19 protein-coding genes are annotated in these 21600 nt (G+C 33.5%); 10 read left to right on the top strand and 9 right to left on the bottom strand.

Annotation, left to right across the window (positions count from 1 at the left end; translation table 11 throughout):
- Positions 1 to 17 precede the first annotated feature (17 nt).
- From ABTV69_RS13875 to ABTV69_RS13830, 10 genes are all read left to right on the top strand, one after another.
- Positions 18 to 293: an ATP-dependent Clp protease adaptor ClpS gene (locus ABTV69_RS13875; protein ID WP_095927736.1), complete on the top strand. Its 276-nt coding sequence runs from the start codon at positions 18 to 20 to the stop codon at positions 291 to 293.
- A gap of 217 nt (positions 294 to 510) precedes the next feature.
- Positions 511 to 1782, top strand: a complete 1272-nt coding sequence (locus tag ABTV69_RS13870) for a sterol desaturase family protein (RefSeq protein WP_433829699.1) — start codon at positions 511 to 513, stop codon at positions 1780 to 1782.
- An 8-nt stretch (positions 1783 to 1790) separates the two neighbouring features.
- Positions 1791 to 2477, top strand: a complete 687-nt coding sequence (locus ABTV69_RS13865; RefSeq protein ID WP_433829697.1) for a lysoplasmalogenase — start codon at positions 1791 to 1793, stop codon at positions 2475 to 2477.
- A gap of 20 nt (positions 2478 to 2497) precedes the next feature.
- Positions 2498 to 2950: a 2-dehydro-3-deoxyphosphooctonate aldolase gene (locus ABTV69_RS13860; protein ID WP_433829695.1), complete on the top strand. Its 453-nt coding sequence runs from the start codon at positions 2498 to 2500 to the stop codon at positions 2948 to 2950.
- 5 nt (positions 2951 to 2955) lie between these two features.
- Positions 2956 to 3474 (top strand): hypothetical protein, encoded by a 519-nt coding sequence (locus ABTV69_RS13855; protein WP_433829693.1) that lies wholly within the window; start codon positions 2956 to 2958, stop codon positions 3472 to 3474.
- A gap of 509 nt (positions 3475 to 3983) precedes the next feature.
- Entirely contained in the window at positions 3984 to 4802 is an 819-nt protein-coding gene (kdsA, locus tag ABTV69_RS13850; RefSeq protein ID WP_111283693.1) for a 3-deoxy-8-phosphooctulonate synthase, read from the top strand.
- A 19-nt stretch (positions 4803 to 4821) separates the two neighbouring features.
- Positions 4822 to 5727 (top strand): hypothetical protein, encoded by a 906-nt coding sequence (locus ABTV69_RS13845; protein ID WP_433829691.1) that lies wholly within the window; start codon positions 4822 to 4824, stop codon positions 5725 to 5727.
- Between the two features lie 99 nt (positions 5728 to 5826).
- Positions 5827 to 6501: a YiiX family permuted papain-like enzyme gene (locus ABTV69_RS13840; protein ID WP_433829689.1), complete on the top strand. Its 675-nt coding sequence runs from the start codon at positions 5827 to 5829 to the stop codon at positions 6499 to 6501.
- Between the two features lie 89 nt (positions 6502 to 6590).
- Positions 6591 to 7043 (top strand): hypothetical protein, encoded by a 453-nt coding sequence (locus ABTV69_RS13835; protein ID WP_433829687.1) that lies wholly within the window; start codon positions 6591 to 6593, stop codon positions 7041 to 7043.
- Between the two features lie 6 nt (positions 7044 to 7049).
- Complete coding sequence (locus ABTV69_RS13830) at positions 7050 to 7352, top strand: hypothetical protein (RefSeq protein WP_433829685.1); 303 nt, start codon at positions 7050 to 7052, stop codon at positions 7350 to 7352.
- 76 nt (positions 7353 to 7428) lie between these two features.
- Here ABTV69_RS13830 and ABTV69_RS13825 read toward each other — a convergent pair whose 3' ends face one another.
- From ABTV69_RS13825 to ABTV69_RS13785, 9 genes are all read right to left on the bottom strand, one after another.
- Positions 7429 to 7953, bottom strand: a complete 525-nt coding sequence (locus ABTV69_RS13825) for a PsbP-related protein (RefSeq protein ID WP_433829683.1) — start codon at positions 7951 to 7953, stop codon at positions 7429 to 7431.
- Positions 7954 to 7961: 8 nt separating this feature from the next.
- The gene (locus tag ABTV69_RS13820) at positions 7962 to 9353 is read right to left on the bottom strand and encodes a M20/M25/M40 family metallo-hydrolase (RefSeq protein ID WP_433829681.1); all 1392 of its coding nucleotides are present in this window, start codon (positions 9351 to 9353) and stop codon (positions 7962 to 7964) included.
- A 166-nt stretch (positions 9354 to 9519) separates the two neighbouring features.
- Positions 9520 to 11439 (bottom strand): discoidin domain-containing protein, encoded by a 1920-nt coding sequence (locus ABTV69_RS13815; RefSeq protein WP_433829679.1) that lies wholly within the window; start codon positions 11437 to 11439, stop codon positions 9520 to 9522.
- Between the two features lie 29 nt (positions 11440 to 11468).
- Complete coding sequence (locus ABTV69_RS13810) at positions 11469 to 12242, bottom strand: glycerophosphodiester phosphodiesterase family protein (protein ID WP_433829677.1); 774 nt, start codon at positions 12240 to 12242, stop codon at positions 11469 to 11471.
- A gap of 90 nt (positions 12243 to 12332) precedes the next feature.
- Positions 12333 to 14633 (bottom strand): beta-glucosidase BglX, encoded by a 2301-nt coding sequence (gene bglX, locus ABTV69_RS13805; RefSeq protein WP_433829675.1) that lies wholly within the window; start codon positions 14631 to 14633, stop codon positions 12333 to 12335.
- Positions 14634 to 14721: 88 nt separating this feature from the next.
- A complete protein-coding gene (locus ABTV69_RS13800) occupies positions 14722 to 15435 on the bottom strand; it encodes a prolyl oligopeptidase family serine peptidase (protein ID WP_433829673.1) in 714 nt (237 codons plus the stop codon).
- A gap of 6 nt (positions 15436 to 15441) precedes the next feature.
- Entirely contained in the window at positions 15442 to 16818 is a 1377-nt protein-coding gene (locus ABTV69_RS13795) for a glucoamylase family protein (RefSeq protein ID WP_433829671.1), read from the bottom strand.
- Positions 16819 to 16891: 73 nt separating this feature from the next.
- Complete coding sequence (locus ABTV69_RS13790; protein WP_433829669.1) at positions 16892 to 18349, bottom strand: RagB/SusD family nutrient uptake outer membrane protein; 1458 nt, start codon at positions 18347 to 18349, stop codon at positions 16892 to 16894.
- 4 nt (positions 18350 to 18353) lie between these two features.
- On the bottom strand, positions 18354 to 21392 hold the full coding sequence (locus tag ABTV69_RS13785) for a SusC/RagA family TonB-linked outer membrane protein (RefSeq protein WP_433829667.1): 3039 nt from the start codon (positions 21390 to 21392) through the stop codon (positions 18354 to 18356).
- Positions 21393 to 21600: the final 208 nt, after the last annotated feature.

Below are 21600 nucleotides of genomic sequence, written 5' to 3'. Positions count from 1 at the left end.
TACAAAAACATAAAACTATGAGTACTAAAGAAAAAGTAAGAGAAAGAGTTCGCGAAAAAGAAGCCATTGCTTTTAATAACGAGATCATTGTTTATAATGATGATGTAAACACTTTTGATCACGTAATCGATACTCTTATGCGTGTTTGTGACCATACTGCCGAACAAGCCGAGCAATGTTCTTTGATTGTACATTACAACGGCAAATGCACTGTGAAAACAGGTCCGATAGAAAAACTTAAACCTCAATGTACACAACTTTTGGAAGCTGGTCTTAGCGCCGAAATTGTGTAATTGAATTCATAATTTAAAAACGCATTCTATTCTATTTAACTTAAGAATTGAATAGAATGCGTTTTTTACTTTTCACCTATTTTTGTTTTCCACTAGAAGCTCCCTTTCTATGATTTATTTATTTTAAATCAAAATACCAATCTATTACAGTTTATTTTATCAATAATTTAAAAAGCATTCTATTTTATTCTATATTTGAACGAAATACAATGTTTTTATGGAAGAATATGGAAAGATATTGATTATTGCAATGCCGGTTTTTTTAGCCTTAATTATTATTGAAAAAATTTATGGCATTTATAAAAAAAACGACACTGCTCCATTAATAGACAGCGTATCTAGCATAAGTTCTGGAATAACCAATTCTGTAAAAGATGTCCTAGGATTAAGCGTAACTTTTCTTTCTTATGAATGGCTGGTTTCTAAAATTGCGTTGCAGCATTTAGAAGCCAATGTTCTCTCCTACTGTATCGCTTTTTTCGTTATTGATTTTTATGGCTATTGGAGTCACCGTTTAGCACATCAAATTAATTTTCTTTGGAACAAACATGCCATACACCACAGCAGTGAAGAGTTTAATCTTGCCTGCGCGCTTCGACAGCCCATTGCGAGTTTAATAAACCTTTTTACCTTTTTATTAATTCCGGCCGCATTATTGGGCGTTCCTGCCTCTGTAATCGCTATTACACTGCCTATACATTTGTTTTTACAGTTTTGGTACCATACCAAACACATCAAGAAAATGGGATTTATTGAACATATATTAGTCACTCCTTCCCATCATCGTGTTCATCATGCTATTAATCCTGAATATTTAGATAAAAATCATTCGCAGATTTTTATTTTCTGGGACAAACTTTTTGGCACCTTTCAAGAAGAATTAGATGATGTACCACCCATTTTCGGAATCACAAGACCAGCAAACACTTGGAATCCAATTAAAATAAATTTCCAGCATTTAAGTTTGCTAATCCAAGATGCGTGGCGCACTCCAAAATGGAATGAAAAATTGACTATTTGGTTTAAGCCAACAGGCTGGCGTCCTGAGAATTTTGAAGAAAAATATCCCGTAAACAAAATCGAAAATGTTTTTGCTTTTGAAAAATATGGTACACAAAATTCTAAAAAATTAATATATTGGTCTGTTGCACAAGTTTTAATAACATTACCATTTGTAAGTTATCTATTTGACAATATTGCCAAAATTGGCCTTCCAAATATTTTTATCTATGGCTTTTTTATTTTTGTAACCATATATAGTTACACAGAGTTAATGGACAAAAATAGATTGGCTCCCGTCTGGGAAGGTATCCGATTAGGGATTGTAATTTGTATTATTGGTTATTATGGCGATTGGTTTGGTTTAAATCATGTTATACCAATCAGTAATTATATTATTTTTACCTATCTGATCGTATCATTTTTAGCGGCACTTTATTTTGTCCATTTTGATTTTAAAACCAACCAAAACCAATATATCAATTCATAACCCCTATTATGAGAAACTCTTCTTTTTTTAAAATTTACGTAGCATTTAGTATAATTTATCTCATTATACTACTTTCTGGCTATGAGCGTTTTGACCTATTTCTTAAACCTATCTTAATGCCCATTATTGGGTTTGGCGCTTATTTCTATAGAAAATTTCCAACTCAAAATATTTTACTTGCCGCACTTGCACTTTCATGGCTTGGAGATGTCATTTTGCTTTTTACAGATCTAGGAGAAATTTATTTTATTTTAGGATTAGTGTGTTTCCTTACCGCACATATTGTCTATTGCATTCTTTTTAATAAACAGAAAAGAATCAGAAAAAGGCAAAACAAAACAATTTTTATATTTGGCAGTATTCTAATTGCAATTTACTTAATCGGAATGGTTGCTACTTTAATGCCTTATTTGGGCGATCTTGAAATTCCTGTTTCTATTTATGCATCTGTAATTTCAATTATGCTTTTATTTGCCTTCAATGGCTTTTTGGTTTGGGAAAAACCAGGTAATCAGTTCGTTTTTATCGGCGCTCTTTTCTTTGTAATTTCAGACAGTATTTTGGCTGTAAATAAATTTTATGCACCAATTCCTAAAAGTTCTTTTTTTATAATGCTGACTTATCTTCTGGCACAATATCTGATTGTACTTGGTGTTTTAAAACTAAATCCAAAAAAAGAACAGCAAGCCGTTTAACTTTTGCAATAACCTTAACCATGAAAAAAATAGCTCTTTTACTTATTATATTGATTAGTGCTTCTTCTTGCGTGAGCTCAAAATCAACTTTAAAAAATGTCGACGACAATGCGCCAGATTTAATTTTGAAAAAAGACAATACTTTTTCGATAACACAGTTTGCTAAAGACAAAAAATACGGCTACGATCCGGATTATCCTGTTAATATATTTTTTCAAAACACTAACAATGAAACATTAAACGAAGTTCGTTTTTTAAACGCTTTAGCTGGTCCAAATGGAGAAAAAATAACGTTTCATCGATTAGAAACCTGTTGCCCATTCCCTACTAAAAGAAGCAATATGGGCGCTGGATTTTTAAATGTTTACGAATTGAAATGGGATGGACAAAAAAAGCCTGTTAAGCTGTATTTAAATATTTATGAAAAAGGGATTTTGATGGTTCCTGTGGGATTGAGGTTGAAACAAAATTAATTTTGATGGATGAAATAAATTACGAAATAAAGATTTTAACGGAGGATATTACTTCATTAAAAAATCTTACAGCAAAAACCAAAAGTATATCTCTAAAAAAAGCAATAATTGCAATTCTATTTCTTGGAATTTGCTCAATCTTTTTTGGTCTTGTTTTATATTATTTGCTATTTGTTACTTTAATAACAATCTTGATTCTGCTTGGAATAAAAATTTATAATGTTTGGCTCACTAAAAATAATATTCACGTTAATCGGGAGTTTGCACAAAATGCCTATAAAAATGAAGTTGTTAGAGTGACTTTTGATTCTGAAAAAATAATATTCGGAGCAAATAAGAAATATTATCGAGATGTACAAAGAGTTTTACAAAATGAAAAACTTTATTATTTTGTTATAAATGCTAATCCTCAATCTCCTGAAGAAGAAGCTGGTATAATTATTCCAAAACGATATACTGACAAAACTGAACTTGAAAATTTCTTATCAAAAACTATTTTAGAACCTTACTTTAAAATGGATTGACCCGAATTTTGTCTTGATAAAAATTAACCTAAAAATTATCGTAATTCCACTAAACTCCTAGCCCTGATAGGAGCGGAAATCCTTTTTTGAGAAAGCCTATTTTTTTCTGATCGTTGCAGAGCGACCAAAGGAAGCTCCTGCAATGATCTAGGAAAAAAAGGATTTGGAGAAAAAGATTGTAGCGGATAGCAGGAATAGCTACTTCTCATTCTTCTCTTAATAATTCCGATTCCATATTTGACAATCAATTTTCGTGTAATCAATAACTCCAAAAACATAAGTTCTAAAAAATAACTGCAAAACTTTAGAACATGATAAATGTCATTTATTAATTTCCTTTTATGCTTTAATATTGCCTAAGAAAAAGTATTTAATCCATTTTAAGAAATTTTAGAAATATGCCAGTCCTACTAGCTCCTAATCAGCTATTCTAGTTCTTAAAATAATCTTAATTCTTCATCCGAAACTCATAAATCATAACTACCTTTGCAGTGCAAAAAAATAATTTTATGAACATACAACATATTCCTCAAATTAAGCATACTGACAGCGGGAACTTCTTTTTATTATCGGGGCCTTGTGCTATCGAAGGAGAAGAAATGGCGTTGCGCATTGCTGAAAAATTAGTTGGTATTACTGACAAACTTCAGATTCCTTATGTATTTAAAGGATCTTTCAAAAAAGCAAACCGTTCTAGAATTGACAGTTTTTCTGGAATTGGAGACGAAAAAGCATTAAAAATCTTAAGAAAAGTTTCTGAAACTTTTCATGTTCCAACTGTAACAGATATTCACACAAATGAAGATGCTGATATGGCTGCGCAATACGTAGATGTATTGCAGATTCCAGCTTTCTTAGTTCGTCAAACTGATCTTGTTGTCGCTGCCGCTAATACTGGTAAAACAGTAAACCTGAAAAAAGGACAGTTTATGAGTCCAGAAAGCATGAAACACGCGGTACAAAAAGTATTAGACTGTAATAATGAAAACGTTATGGTTACAGATCGTGGTACTATGTTTGGTTACCAAGACATGATTGTTGATTTTAGAGGTATTCCTACTATGCAGCAATATGCTTCTACAGTTCTAGATGTAACACATTCTTTACAACAGCCAAACCAAACTGCTGGTGTTACAGGAGGAAGACCTGACATGATTGAAACAGTAGCGAAAGCGGGTATCGCAGTTGGTGTTGACGGTATTTTTATCGAAACGCATTTTGATCCTGCTAATGCAAAGAGTGATGGTGCTAATATGCTTCACTTAGACTATTTTGAAGGTTTAATGAACAAGCTAGTTGCGATCAGAAAAACAGTTAACGCATTTTAAATTTATAATACCAAGTTCTTTGAAAACAAAATTTTTATTTTTCTTACTGGCTTGTGTTTCTTTAAACACATTTGCTCAGGAAGAAATACCTGTACAAAAATATGCTGCTCACAACAAAGGAAAATTCTTTGTGATGTGGGGTGGCAATAGAGAAAGCTACTCAAAATCTGATGTAAACTTCAGAGGTAAAGATTACAACTTTACAGTTGAGAATATGGCGGCTCATGATAAACCAAAAGGATGGCATGTTGATTATATCAATCCTGCTAATATGACAATTCCTCAAACTAATTTGAGATTCGGATATTTTTTTAGCGACCATTACAGTGTTTCAATTGGTGTAGACCACATGAAATATGTAATGACTCAAAATCAAATTGCAAACGTAAACGGAAATATTAATTTACCTGCAGACGACCCAGCTTCAATTTACAATGGCGAATACAATAACAGACCAGTAGACATGTCTCAAGGTGGCGCTAAGGAAGGTGGCTATGATAAAGGTGAAGTTCAGGTAGGTGGTCCTGCTTTCTTAATGTATGAGCATACCGATGGTTTGAACTACGTTCATACTGAGGTGGCTAGATTTGATGATATTTCAAAATGGTTTGGATTGCCAAATATTGATAAAGTTCAGATTAATTTAACTGAAGGTTTGGGTGCTGGAGTTTTATATCCTAAAACAAACACTACGCTTTTAGGTAAAGAACGCCATGATGATTTTCACGTTTCAGGTTATGGTGTTTCTGCAAAAGCTGGTTTAAACGTTACGTTTTTTAAACATTTTTACATTCAAGGAGAATTAAAAGGTGGTTATATCAACATGCAAGATATTAAAACTACAACAAGCCCTGAAGACAAAGCTTCTCAGCACTTTACTTATTTCCAACGCATTATTGCTGTTGGAGGTATTTTTAGAATCTAAAAATTCGTAAAATATATTTATAAAATAGCTGTCATTTTATTTGGCAGCTATTTTTTTTATTATTTACTTTGTAACTCAAAGTACTTTAAATCATACCTTATGAAAAGTAGAAAATATCTGTTTCCCATTATTACTTTCATCTTAAGTTTTGGATGCGCTTTATTTGTGGCTATAAAAGTTTTTCCTAACAATCCGTTTACAGGAAATAAAGAAGAAAAAGCAACTGCAAGCAAGTTTAAAGATGGAGATCTTATTTTTCAGACTTCCGAATCTAAACAGTGCGAAGCAGTTCGTATTGCAACTAATTCGAAGTTTTCTCATTGCGGAATTATTTATGACATCAACGGAAAATGGTTTGTTTTTGAAGCCGTTCAGCCTGTAAAACTAACTCCTCTTGAAGATTGGATAAAACATGGAAGAGACAGTAAATATGTAGTGAAACGATTGAAAGATGACAGCGTTTTAAAACCTGAAGTTTTACAAAAAATGAAAGATTACAGTCAGCAATTTGATGGCAAAGAATACGACGCTTATTTTGAATGGACAGACAACAGAATTTATTGTTCTGAATTGATCTGGAAGATTTATAAAAATGCGGCTGGAATTGAGTTATCTAAACTTAAAGAATTGAAAGATTTTAATTTGAAAGATCCAAGAGTTCAGAAAATACTAAAAGAACGTTATGGCAATGATATTCCGTTAGAAGAAAAAGTTGTTGCCCCTTCTGATATTGCCGATTCTACTATTTTAAAAACGGTAATAGATACTTACTAATATTTTAAAGAACTAGATTCCTTTATTGTTTCTAGTTTTTTATTTATCATTTTACTTTGAATTTCAAAGAACTTTTAAAAACCAAATTTATGAGAGATTATTTGATTGAAAAACTGTATGAATCTTCTAAAAAACCTTATCAAAAATATTTCAAAAAGAATGAACCTTGGAACATCGATAAAAACCTTTTGCTTGATTATCCAAAAGAAAGTTTAGGATTGGGGTTAGGAAATTTTCTTTATAGAAATCACTTTGATATTCAGGAGAAACTCGAAGATCATGACATTATTCATGTTCTAACCAATACTGGAGTTTCTGTTTATGAAGAAATTGGAATGCAGTATTATCTACTTGGAAACGGAAAGAAAAGCTTGTATTTGTTTATGGTAATAGCAACGGGAACGTTTTTTTACCCAAAACGAATAAACTACTTCATTAAACAATATAAAAGAGGAAAAAAAGCATATACTTTTCATTATCTGGATTTTTCAAAAATGCTTTTTATACCCATTCAAACTATTCAGCAAACTTTTAAAATTTAAAAAATCATGAAAACAATTTATAATCCTTCAGAAGAAAAACAATCTACAGAATTAGCTGTAGGAACATTTATAATTAGTACCATTCTGTTTATTCTTTATATTATTTCAAACGGAAATCCCATGATCCTGATTATTGCCTGGCCATTCGCTTTAGGGGCGATAATTGTGAATGCAATTATGTTTCTGCATTTGACAGATCGCTTTATTCATCTTCCAGAACATCGAAGAGATATTGCGGTGAAACTTCTAATCTTACTTTCTAATATTCCAATTCTCTTTTTCTACTATTTGGTTGTGATGAAATCATGATCTAATTTCTCTTTTAAATAATCAAAAAAAAGCAGTAACCATCAAATTGATTACTGCTTTTTTATAAGATTAAATTTTACCTGATATCAAAATTTTCATAGATATTTTGAAAAATTGGCATGTAAGATAAATATTCATCACTTTTACTGCAAAAACTGAGTATATATAAATCTCTTCCTTTAATAAAGTAATATTGAAGAATAATTGCAAGACTTCCATTACTCATTAATTGTCTATAAACAATTTCTTGCCCTTGAATACCATTTTTTAAAACTTTACGATTAGAAATAATCTCGCTGCTTACTCCGAATTTTTTATCTATTATATTTTTTACAAATTTTGGCTTAACTTTCGAATATCCAAGATCAGAGATTAATAAGCTTATATTTTCAATAAAATTATCGGCATCTGAGCTTTTCTCGCTTAAAAGCATAAATTTTTTTTGTAGCGAATCTGATTTTTGAAGATGCCAGTTGTACGGAAACAGCAACGAATACTTCTTTTCACTTATATACAATTTGCCCGAACTATCTTCCGATTTATTTTGGCCAAATCCTATTGTTACAAATAAAATCGCTGCAAATTTTAAAAACAGTTTCAAAATAAATTTTAATTTGCTTTTTTAGTCTCGATTCCGTTTTGGTCTAATAAATACATTAATGTAGTCATTGTAGCTGCACCAAGTTCTAATTCTCTTTTATTGATAGCATCAAATTTATCGTTTGCTGCGTGGTGGTAATCGAAATAACGTTGAGAATCTGGTTTTAAACCTGCTTTTACTATAGCCTGAGAAGTCAAATGGCTAATATCTGAACCTGCGTGACCAATTGTAAAACTATGAACTAAATAGGGTTCAAAAAGGTCTTTGTAAGCTTGTATCTTTTTCAAGTTAGCATCGTCAGCTTCAATTGAAAATCCTCTTGGAGAAAATCCTCCTGAATCACTTTCTAAAGCAAAAATATGATTTTCTTTCTTTTGTTTTGAAACTTCCTCATATTTAGCGCCACCTTTTCCACCATTCTCTTCGTTCATAAACAAAACCACACGAATCGTATTTTTTGGCTTATAGTTTAAGTTTTTCAATATTCTGATCACCTCCATACTTTGCACTACTCCTGCTCCATCATCGTGAGATCCGTCTGCTAAATCCCAAGAATCTAAATGTCCACCAACAACCATAATGTTGTCTGGAGATACAGTTCCTGTCAATTCTCCAATTACATTATAAGATAATGCATCTGGTAAAGTTTCACAAGATTGTTTAAAATAGAATTTCAAAGCTGGATTTCTTTTTAAAGTTTTGCTCAACAATTCTGCACCATTCGTACTAATTGCAGCTGTTGGAATATATTGCTCTTTTGGCAAATCTCCATAACTTTGAGCTCCTGTATGAGGAAAATCGTCTAAACGCAAATTCATGGAACGAACAATTGTTCCAACTGCTCCTAATTTTGCCGCTTCTTTTGCTCCTGCATATCTTTGGTCAACGCATGCTCCGTAAGAAGTAAAAGTTTCAATGTTTTCAGGATTCATTGGTCTGTTATAGAAAACAATTTTTCCTTTTACCTTATCTGCTCCTAACTCAGCTAATTCTTTAATTCCTTGAACTTCGATAATTTCTGCAGTAAGACCTGTTTTTGCTGTTGCAACAGAACCACCTAATGCACAAATTGGCACATTCGTTTTTACTTTTCCGTCAAGAATGTAAGCTGTTTCTTTTTCGCCTCTAACCCAGTGAGGAACCATAACTTCTTGTAAATAAACTTTGTCAAGTCCTAAGCTTTCTAATTGTCTTTTAGTATAATCTATAGCTAATTCTGCGCCTTTAGATCCCGATAAACGGGCTCCGATATCGTTAGACAAATATTCTAACCAAGTGTAGCATTTTGACTCGGTTAGAGCTTTTTTATAGAATAATTTAATGTTTTTTTCATCATTTGTCTGTGCAAAAGATGTCAATCCGCTTAAAACTAATGCAGTTAAAAGAATTGTTTTTTTCATAGTTTTGATAGTAATTTTGGAGTTTATAGTGCTTTTGGCACATTCACAAAGGAACAAAATTATTGACAGTTCTAAGGTCTTTTGCTTAACCTTTTCTCAAAAAAAAGCTCCAATTACAAATTCTTCAATTTGCAATTAGAGCTTTTAGAGATTTTATAAATAAAGATTACTTTACTTCAATAATCTTATTTTTTGTTCCGATTCCGTTTTCATTAAAAGGCTCGATTGTGAAATAATATTTCGTTCCTTTATCCAAACCTCTAAAATCATAGGTATTATCACCATAAACCATAATGCTGTTATACAATTTATCTGGTTCGATTCCGTAATAAATATTATAACCAATTGCATCAGCCTGCTTTTTCCACGAAATCATAGCGTTTCTAGAATCGGCTTTGTTTCTGTCTACTTTAAAAGAACCAACTGCTTTTGGTTTTGCTGCTAATCCGTTTCCAAAAACTCTGAAATCTGAAATTGCAAATAAACCTGATGCATTATGAATGTTTTCCATTTTAATATAACGCGCTTTAATCGATTTTGAAAGCTCTACATAATCGTGAGGTGCATCTTTATCATTTTTAGATTTATCTACAACCAAAGTCCAATTTTGAGCATCATCAGACATAAAGATTTTATATTGATAATAAATATCCATCGCTTTGTTAAACTGCGTTGCTTTATGATCTGCGTAATTGATTTGAAGCGCATTAATTTCCATAGATCTTCCTAAATCCATTTGAAGCCATTCGCCAGGAGCATTTGTTTTTGCAGACCAATACGTCTGAATATTTTCGTCTGTTAGGTTTTCAGGTCCGTAACAGAATTTTTCGTAGACTTTCTTTCCGCCATTATCCATTCTGTGTGTTTCCACTTCCATACATTCTTCAGAAGAAGAAACCTTTACAGGCTTTTTATACGACAGCAACATCCATCCAGAAGAAGCTCCTTTTGTCTGATCACGCTGCGCTGTTGGCAATACGATTGGGAAATCTCCGTAAGCTGTAATAGAATACATTACATCATCTTTGTCAAATCCTGCAGGAAACATATCGATACGACGCTCAAAACGGTCCTTTATAGAGATTTTGCACGTACCTGTATTCCAATAATTTCCATAATTATCTGCAAAAGTGTTTCCATGTCCAGCACCAATTACAAATCCGCCTGGTTTATAAGACATCGGATTGTGCTTTTGGTAGGTAAAGGGCCCCAACGGATTATCGCCAACATGAACTCCGTTTGCATAACCTTTAAATTCGGTTGCTGGCGCTCCATATTGCATATAATACTTTCCATTATGTTTCGTCATCCAAGCTCCTTCAATGAAATTTCCCCAAGGTGCAGGTTCCATATCGTTGTTTGGTCCAAAACGCTCCCATCCATGAGCTGACGGATCAAGAATTGCAACTTCTTTAATTTGTCCGTAAGGTTTCTGGATATCTTCTACTTCAGTTGCTTTGTACAAAGTCGCATAATCAGCTTGATTTCCTTTTGGAAGCCAAGTATTATAATCTACTTCTACTCCAACAAGTGGTAATTTTCCACTTGAACCGTAATACATATACACTTTCTTATCGTCATCTTGAAAAATCGCTGGATCCCAAGTTGGCAACATTGCTTTGTCTACGTGACGTGTCCATCTTCCTGATTTCGGATCTGCCGTTTTCCAAATCGGATGATCTCTTTTCCAAGTTGAACCGACATAAAATAAAGTGTCATTTACAACCCATGCCGCAGGAGCGCACTGATCGTCATCGCCTGGTTGTCTTTGAAAACTTCCGTAAACAAAATTCCAATCTGACATGTCTTTACTCCAGAAAAAACCTGCTTGATTGGTAGCAAATAAATAATATTCGCCTTTATAAGTAATAATTACTGGATCGGCGCTTGAACGGCGTGATTCTGGAATTCCATTATGATTATGAGTCGTGAAATTGTATCCAATATTAATGGGATTACAATAGGTTGTTGCTGGTCTGTTGGGGTCAAACCATTCTGTTTTACCAGAATTTTGTGCCGAAAGACTGCTTCCAACAAACATCGAAAGCAATACAATTGGCTTAAATTGTTTAAATATATTCTTCATGGTTAGATTTCTATAGTTAAGCTTGGAGACTATTTTTTAATCTCTTTTCTTTCCTTCAAAAGTTCGGGTTCATTTGTAGTGATGTAGTTGAATTTATGTTCAATAATCCAATCCATATCTTTCTCGTCATTAACAGTCCAAGCATTTAGGATAATTTTGGCATCCTTTGCTTCCTGTATCCATTCTGGATGTTTTTGAAAAACAGAATAATGATAATCGACACCGTTAATTTTATCAGCTTTCACTTCTTTTGGCGATTTATTTCCTTCCAAATATTGCAAAGAGGTTTTAGCATCTATCGATCTGATTTTCTTTAGAATATCATAATCAAAACTGATGTAGCAGGTATTTTTATCGGCTTTTAATTTTTTAATGGTTTCGACTGCTGCTACACCCGTTTCTTGTCCTCTTTCTTTACTGATTTCTGACGTCTTAATTTCACAAACCAAAAGCGTATGTTTATTATTTCTCATTCCTTCTGAAATATATTCATGAAGGGTCGGAAGCTTCTCTCCGTTAGAAAGTTTAAATTTTATTAAATCTGCATAATTAGTTTCTTCAATAAGCAGTTTGTTGTAATGCGCATCATGATTGATTACAAGCGAATCATCTGCTGTTCTCCAAACATCAAATTCTGATCCTGGCAATTTTAAATCAATTGCATGTCTTAACGCTGCAATTGAGTTTTCTGGCAAATTGTTCTTTTTCCAAGCTCCCCGATGTGCTACAATTGCATTTTTTTGCGCGTAACTAGACGAAAAAGCAATAAGACAAATTGCACTAAATATTTTAAAAGTATTCATAAATAACGTAGTTAAAAGATTAAAAAAGATTTTTCATTTTAGAAAAAAAGCCCTCCAAACGAAGGGCTTTTCACTAATCAAATAAACCAACTATTTAGTTAACTCAAAACTAACTTTCTTATCGGCGTTTGAATTTCCTCCAATGAAAATATCAAACTGGCCAGGCTCTGCTACGAATTGTAAGTCAGAGTTGTAAAATTTTAAATCTTCAACAGTAATGTCAAAACTTACTGTTTGTTTTTCACCTTTTTTTAGTGTTATTTTTTGGAAACCTTTTAATTCTCTCACTGGTCTTGTTACTGAACCAACTAAATCTCTAATGTATAATTGAACTGTTTCTTTTCCGTCAAAATTTCCTGTATTTGTTACATCAACAGTTACTTTCAATTTTCCTGATGGATTCATTTTATCAGAAGAAATTTTGATATTTGAATAATCGAACGTTGTGTAGCTTAAACCAAATCCGAACGGGAACAAAGGCTCGTTTCTTTCATCAATATAATTTGATCTGAATTTTTCGAATTTTCCTTCTGTATTAGAAAGTGGTCTTCCAGTATTTTTGTGTGCGTAATAAATTGGCAATTGTCCAACACTTCTTGGGAAAGTTGAAGTTAATTTTCCAGAAGGATTTACATCTCCAAACAAAACATCAGCAATAGCATAACCGGCTTCTGTACCAGCGAACCAAGCATTTAAGATTGCAGGAACTGTTTTTTCTTCTTCAGTAATTACTAACGGACGTCCGTCGAATAAAACAACAACAACTGGTTTTCCAGTTTTCAATAAAGCGTTTAATAAATCTTTTTGCGCTTGTGGAATTTCCAAGTTTGTACGGCTGCTAGATTCACCGCTCATTTCAGCAGATTCTCCTAAAGCTGCAACAATTACATCTGATTGCTCCGCTACTTTTAAAGCTTCTGCTAATAATTCTTCTTTTGAACGAGAATCGCGGTGTAATGTTTTTCCAAACATTGTCGCGTTAGTTTCAAAAGTTTCATCGTAATCTAAATTGCTTCCTTTTGCATATAAAACTTGCGTTCCTGCTCCAGCAACATCTTTAATTCCTCTCAATAAAGAAACAGCATTTTCCATTTTTGTAGCCACACTCCAAGTTCCTGGCATGTTTTCTTTAGCATCTGCCAATGGCCCGATTAAACCAATAGTTCCAGATTTTTTAAGTGGTAAAAGCTGGTTTTGATTTTTAAGTAAAACTAAAGATTGTGCAGCAATTGAGCGAGCTTCTTTTCTGCTATCGTTTGTAAAGATTTCCGTTTTAGCTCTTTTTTCATCACAGTATTTGTATGGATCTTGGAATAATCCTAAATCGTATTTTGCTTCTAAAATCAATTTTACAGCATTATCGATTGTTTCGATTTTTACTCTTCCTTCATCCAAAGATTTTTTCAAAGTAGTTAAGAAACCTTCTCCCACCATATCCATTTCAACACCAGCATTTAAAGCTAAAGCTGAAACATCTTGAAGATCTCCCATTCCGTGAGGAATCATTTCAGGAATTCCAGTATAATCTGTTACTACAAATCCTTTAAAACCCCATTGTTTTCTTAAAACATCTGTCATTAACCATTTGTTTCCAGTTGCAGGAATTCCGTCAACTTCGTTAAAAGAAGCCATTACAGAACCTACACCAGCATCAACTGCCGCTTTGTAAGGAGGAAAATAATCGTTAAACATTCTAATGTGACTCATATCTACTGTGTTATAATCACGTCCAGCTTCTGGAGCTCCGTATAATGCGAAGTGCTTAACACAAGCTAAAATGGAGTTATTTTTAGAAAGATCGTGTTGTTGGTAACCATTTACCATTGCTTTTGCAATTTGGCTTCCTAAATATGGATCTTCTCCTGAACCTTCAGAAACTCTTCCCCATCTTGGATCGCGAGAAACGTCAACCATTGGAGAGAATGTCCAGTTGATTCCATCTGCACTAGCTTCTTTAGCAGCAATTTGAGCACTTCTTTCGATTAAACCCATATCCCAAGTACAAGATAATCCTAACGGAATTGGGAAAGTTGTTTCGTAACCGTGAATTACGTCCATACCAAAAAGCAACGGAATTTTTAAACGGCTTTTTTCAACCGCAATTTTCTGTACTTCTTTAATTTTTTGAACTGATTTAATGTTGAACAAACCACCCACTTTTCCTTCAGCAATATTTTTTGCCACATTTGAGCTGTTTCCTTGCCCTGTGGTAATATCACCAGATGTAGGCAAGTTTAACTGACCCAATTTCTCGTCTAAAGTCATTTTTGACATTAACTCCGCCACAAATTCAGACTTTGGTTTAATTTTCACTGTATTTTTAGGCGTCTTTTTTTGAGCATAACCCAAAACAGCACATCCTAAAAAAAGTAAGACTAATTTGTTTTTCATGTGTATTTAATATTTGTTTTTAATCGGAACATGGAATCGCTTTTCTTTGTTTCGTTTTTTATTTAAATCAAAGCGATTTCATTCTATTCTATTTATTTGTATTCGTTTTTCTTTGCTGAAACATCCAGTCGTAGATTGTCGCGTTATCATAAACTCTTGTCCAGCTGTCATGATTTGCATCATCAAAAATGGTCAGCTTTACATCTTTGGCATTGCATTTTTTCAATTCATTATAAATTGTAATCGCATAATTCACGTTTACCACATTGTCCTGCAATCCGTGAAAAATTCTGGTTGGAATATTGGCTATTTCACAAGCGTGTTCTAACTGAATTAAATCTACAAAACCAGCGACAGGTACATTTGCTGCAAATAGATCCGGATGTGCAAAAGCCAAATTCCAAGAAGCCCAACCTCCTGAGCTCAAACCAGTAACATATATTCTTTCTGAATCAATTTTATTTTCTTTCTGAATTTTCACAATCAGCTGATAAATCGATTCTATATCCCAATTTTCGTCTTCTTTGCATTGCGGAGCCAAAACATAAGCATCTAATTGGTTTGTTTTTAAATATTTTAAAGGACCATTAATTTTTACTTTTTCCAAATCGGTTCCTTTTTCTCCATCGCCCGAAATAAAAACAATCAATGGCTTTTTTTCTTTAACATTCGCTGGACGATGCAAAACATATCCCAGTTCATATTTAGACATTATAACTGTATTGATTTTCCCAGTTGTTTCACTCTGCCCAAAAACAACTATTGAAAATAATAGAAGTAGAAATGCTAATGTATTCTTCATAGAACCTTAAATTCCGTATTTACCAGATTTAAATCCAAGTTTTGTTAAACCTTGTTTTACTTCTGGCGCATTCATAAACAATTTCCACAATAATCCTGTTCTATAATTTTCGATCATTACAACTTCCGGACCTTGATCAATTGCTAAATAGCGTTTTGCCACCCATTTGTTTCCTAAACTTAAAGCATCGTAAAAACCTGCATCTCCCCAAGTTTCCTCTTTATGATTCTCATATAAATTGCGAATAAATGTCATTGATTCTTTTGGCGTATATACGATTGAACTAATGGCGGCTGTTGGCGAAATCACACCTTGATCATTACTTGGCATGTGCGCATTGTATCCGATAGATCCATCAGGATTTCTTGAATAGGATGCTGTTAATCCCCAATATTCTGGTCCGTAACCCGCATTTTTTTTCGGATTTTCAACACAATATTGGTAGTTAATTTTAGTCTGATTTACATTTAAATCCCAATAGTTAGCATATTTATCGCTCAATTGGTTAGGATCTAAACCTACATAAGAATAATGCGCCCAGAATAATGGCCCTCCAAATTCTTCAGCTCCATTATGTTTTAAAATAAGCGGAATATTGTATTTTGTTTTTGAATAAACAATTCCTCCGCTTCTCGCCCATCCTTCGTGATATGCTTTCGCATCTATTGTGTGCGTTGGCGAAGATGCTGCCATTACGTAGGTAATAAGGCATTCATTGTATCCTTGTAAAGGAAAATTCATCTGCCAAGCATAATTTGGAGACCAATGCCAGTATAAAACATTTTTATTGTTTGTATACCATTGCCAGTCCACAGCTTTCCAAAGCGCATCAAATTTTTGAGCTACTGCTTTTTCTTTTTCAGAACCATCTTTAAGATATTCACGAACAGTAATCATTCCTGCAACCAAAAATGAAGTTTCGACTAAATCGCCCCCGTTATCCTTGGTTCCAAAAGGCTTTACTTTTCCTGTATTTCCGTCAATCCAATGTGACCATGCTCCGTGAAAACGATCTGCTTTGCCTAAAAAATCGGCAATTTTGTTAAGTCTTTCTACTCCTTGGTCTTTTGTAATATAACCTTGTGACATTCCTGAAACAAGCGCCATTAATCCGAAACCTGAACCTCCTGTTGTTACAATATTTGAATCGTTTTCAGGATAAACTCCGTCTGGATGATAACGCTCTCTGGCTAATCCAGAATTTGGTTCTGCATAATCCCAGAAGTATTTGAATGTTTGTTTTTGAACAGCATCTAAAAGCTGTTCATCTGTTAATGCAGTAACGCCAGAAGTATTTTCCTGTACATTTTCTTTTGACTTATCGGCATTTTTTCCACAACTAAAAAAAGTAAAAGCTAAAAATAAAACTGAAATTCTAACCATTATAATAAATTAAGATTTTAATAAATAATCACTTCCCTCAGAAAACTGAAGGAAGTGATATATGATCGTGGTATTAATTGTAACCTGGATTCTGTTGAGACAATCCATCTGCTTGCAAAATGAATGTCGCCGGAATCGGGAATAATTCATTTTTACCTACTGTAAATACTTTTCCATCTGCAGCAAAAGCACTTTCAGCTTGACCAGTTCTAACTAGATCAAAGAATCTGTCAAATTCAAAAGCTAATTCAACTCTTCTTTCTTTCCAAATTGCAGTTCTAACTGCTGCTTGAGCAGTTGCTGGAGTATCTCCTAATCCTGCTCTGTGTCTAATTTGGTTTAATAAACCGATAGCTTCAGAAGTTTGACCTAATTCGTTTAATGCTTCAGCTTTCATTAAAAGCACTTCACCATATCTTAAATATTTGATATTTGCATCAGTTTCCCATGCATCAGTATATGCAGAAGAATATGCTTTAAAATTATACATTGGGTTTTCTACCGTTTCTGGCACAACTCTTCCATCGTATAAAGTTGTATTTCTAAAGATAATTGTAGCGTCTTTTCTAACATCTCCAGCCTCGTAAGCATTTAATAAACTTTGTGATGGAACATTGAATCCCCATCCCCATCCACCGGCACCACGAGCACCTTGTGTATTAGAGTAACCTGCAATTCCTTTAGTTGGTACAGCACCGTTTCCGTTTATTTCAAAAATTGATTCAATATCATTTTCACCTTCTAATCTGAACATTTTAGCGTAGCTTGGGTTAAGTGAGTAACCTGTAATTAAATTACAGTTGTCTACAACTTGTTGCCATTTCTTTTGGTACAAACTTACTTTTGCTAATAAAGCATAAGCTGCTCCTTTTGATGCTCTTGCTTTTTCATCTGCTGCATAAGCAGTTCTATTTGGCAAAACTGCAATTGCTTCTTCTAAATCTTTTTCGATAAAAGCGTAAACTTCAGCAACTGGTTTACGAGTAAGCAACATTTTTTTATCTTCTTCAGATGTTGGGCTTTGCAAACGATCAACAATTGGTACACCTCCATAACATTTTACAAGTGTAAAGTACATGAAAGCTCTTAAGAATTTTGCTTCTCCCATTAATCTTTCTCTTAACGCAGGATCAGCTTTATCCAATTTAGGAATCATGTTTAAAGCTTGATTACATCTGTTAATACCATCATACTGAGCAACAAAAGTACTTTCTGCCGATGGGTTTGAAGCATTATATGTTAATGCATCTAAAACGTCTTTATCTGTTCCAGTATCACCAGGAGAAGATCCTTTGTCAGCATCATCAGAAGTAATACTTGCTAAACCAATCCATCCGAATGAACTCATATCCCAATCAAGGAATTTACTGTAGATAGAAGTAACAAAAGTTTTTGCTCCGCTATCTGAATTGTATAACTCAACATCTGATGTTGGTATAGACTGTGTTGGATCAACATCTAAGAAGTCATCTGCACATCCTGTAAAGAACAATGCCGATAATGCAAACATTGATATATATATCTTTTTCATAATATTAAAATTTTAAATTAGCACCAATAACGAAAGATCTTAAAGTAGGATAAGCATCAAGCTCAATTCCTTGAGTTCCGTATGGATCACCATTTCCTGTCAATTCTGGAGAGAAACCAGAGAATTTTTGAGTGATAAATGGGTTAATTGCATTTACATAAAGTCTGCAATAGTTGATAAAGCTTGTATCTGTTAAAGGAAGTTTGTATCCTAAAGTAATGTTATTAATTCTAAAGAAATCTCCTGATTCCATGTAATATGTTGAAGCAACTGGCACTTCATTAAATGGAGCTGGGTTTGTTCCTGTAGTATTAGTTGGCGTCCAATAGTTGTTAGTTAAAGAAGCTTCAACATTTTCTCCTGTAAAACGTTGTGCTTTTTTACCATTGTAAACTTTAGCCCCACCTGTACCATAACCATCAACAGAAAAATCAATGTTTTTGTAGTTTAATCCTAAAGTAACACCATAGTTGTTTTTAGGTAAAATAGAACCAACATATTTTTTGTCTTTATTTGCATCAAGTAAATTTTGAGTTACTTTATCTCCATCTGCATTGTAGTAAAGCATTTTACCATTTGCTGGATCGATACCTGCATACTCATATAAGTAGAAACTTCCTAATGGCTGACCAACTGATGTTTTGTTCAGCATTTTAGTATCTTGACCGTTACCTAAGTTACCTCCAATTACAGGTGAAATATCAAAATCTTTTAAACCTGAAAGTTCGTTTTTATTGTGAGAGAAGTTTCCTCCAACCCAGTAGCTTAAGTCATCGTTAATTTTATCATCCCAACGTAAAGCAATCTCAAAACCTTTATTAGAAACCTCACCTACGTGTGCAGGAGTTGAGATTGTCATACCAGATGACATATAAGGTTTTGTATTTAAAATAACGTTGTTTGTATTTTTGTCATATACATCAAAAGATCCTTTTAATCTGCTTTCTAAAAATTCAAAATCAACACCTGCAGAAGTTTCTTCTGTAACCTCCCAAGATAAACTTGGATCGATTTGAGAGTTAATTGTTGTTCCTTGATATAAAAGTGAACCTCCTAAGTAAGCATTAAGTCCAGAAGCATAAGCTTGTGTATTTAAAGGAACGTTTTGATTTCCTAATTTACCCCAGCTACCTCTCAATTTAATTAAATCTACACCTTTAATATCAGACAAGAAACTTTCTTTAGTCATAACCCAACCAATACCGAAAGATGGGAAAGTACCCCAACGGTAATCTTTAGCAAAGTTTGAAGATCCGTCACGTCTAATAGTTCCAGTAAATAAATATCTGTCCATTAATTTATACTGAACCCTTCCGAAGTAAGAAGCTAATCTACTTTCGTTATATTTAATATCATATACACTAGTGATATCTGCAACATATTCAACACCTTTTGCATCTTTAGCATTGTATAAAGACCAGTAGTTAGAATTTTCACTAACATTTTTTCTTGCAATTGTCAAAGTTTCTCTCGGTCCTTTTACAGAAGCCTCAATACCCGCAGTTACCTCAACATCGTGAATGTTTGCGAAAACTTTGTTGTAAGTAAAGTAGTTAGATAAATTCCAATTGAAATAATCTTCTCTACCTCTTGTCAATAAATTTACTGGATCTGATGCGTGCGTAGCCACGTAGTCTGCTGCTGTTGTATTAGGGTTTGCAGCCATCCAGATACCTTGTTTGTCTTCAAAGTTATATTGTTTCCAAGTATAATATTCACCATTAAATTGAGAAGTGAATTTTAAACCATCAATAATATCCCAATCTAATTTTAAACCTCCTTGTAACGTAATGCTTTTTTGTTGTTCATCGTAGAAATCTAATTGAGCGACTGGATTTCCAACGTTATTGAATGATGATCCTATTGGACCTGCAACACCATTTGCATTTACACGAGATACACCATATTGACCATCAGCGAAACGTACTGGAACTATAGGAGACTGTTTGTAAGCATTTGTAAAAGCTCCTAAAGGTTTTGGTGATGAATTAGCTGAAGTAAAACTTAAATTTTGATTTAAAGTTACTTTCTTAGATATTTTAAACTCGTTATTGTTTCTGAATGTAGTACGAGAGTAATCAAGTCCATTTAAGATTGCTTTCTCTTCGTAATTTCCAGCACTGAAGAAATATTTGATGTTTTCTGAAGCTCCAGAAACAGAAATATTGTTTTGAGTGTAAGATCCTGTTCTAGTAATTTCATCTAACCAATTTGTATTAACTGGCTGACTTGCAGCAAAAGTATTTGTACCTAACGCAGCATTTGAGTAAGCAGCGTATTGGTCTCCATTTGCCATTTTAACTTTTTTAAGCGGTGTTCTAACACCAGCAAAACTTTCAACTTCTACAGATACTCTATCACCTTTACCTTTTTTAGTTGTAATAATGATAACCCCGTTTGCAGCTCTTGTACCATAGATCGCTAATGCAGAAGCATCTTTTAAGATCTCATAAGAAGTAATATCGTTTGTGTTAATATTATTGATGTTTTCTGTTGGCATACCATCAACAATATATAATGGATTTCTACCTCCTAATGCAGTACCTAAACCTCTAATAACTACAGAAGGCGTGCTTCCTGGAGCATCTGAAGATGTTACTTGAACACCCGCAGCTTTACCTTGAATAGCTTGAGAAGCATTTAAAACTTTTGTTTTAGTAACGTCCTCAGCTTTTAATGAAGCAACGGCAGAAGTATTATCGATTTTCTTTCTCGTTCCGTAACCAATAACAACCACTTCTTTTAAGGCAGTATCACCTGCTTCTTTTAAAGTGATTTTCATTTCGCCTGCAGTTGCAGGAATAGAAACCGAGTCAAAACCAAGCATAGAGATTTTTAATGTTTCTCCAACTTTAGCATTAATGGTGAAATTACCATCAAAGTCAGCATCAGCAGTAGTTCTAGATTCTGGCGCACTAATAATTGCACCTGGAACTCCCATTCCACTACTGTCTACTACTTTTCCTTTAATTGCTTGCGCTTGCCCCATCATATATGTAGGCAGCAACAAGAGAGCTAAAAAGCTAAAAATAAAATTTTTCATACAGTACGTAATCGTTTAAGTTAGTAGAGCCAAATTAAGCAATTACAACGTTGTAGTACATCAAACACCACTACAGCATAGCTACATCATTGTGTTAAAATTCAACGTTATATTAATGATTATCAACAACATAAATGTTAACAAATTTTCTTTAACATATCGTTATGATGTAGTAATGATGTATCGTAATTATATAAAAAATGATATT

The sequence above is a fragment of the Flavobacterium anhuiense genome (genome assembly GCF_050990855.1).
Lineage (GTDB): Bacteria > Bacteroidota > Bacteroidia > Flavobacteriales > Flavobacteriaceae > Flavobacterium > Flavobacterium anhuiense_C.
The sequence above is the reverse complement of the archived record's forward strand: the minus strand, read 5'-3'. Positions and strand labels throughout refer to the sequence as shown.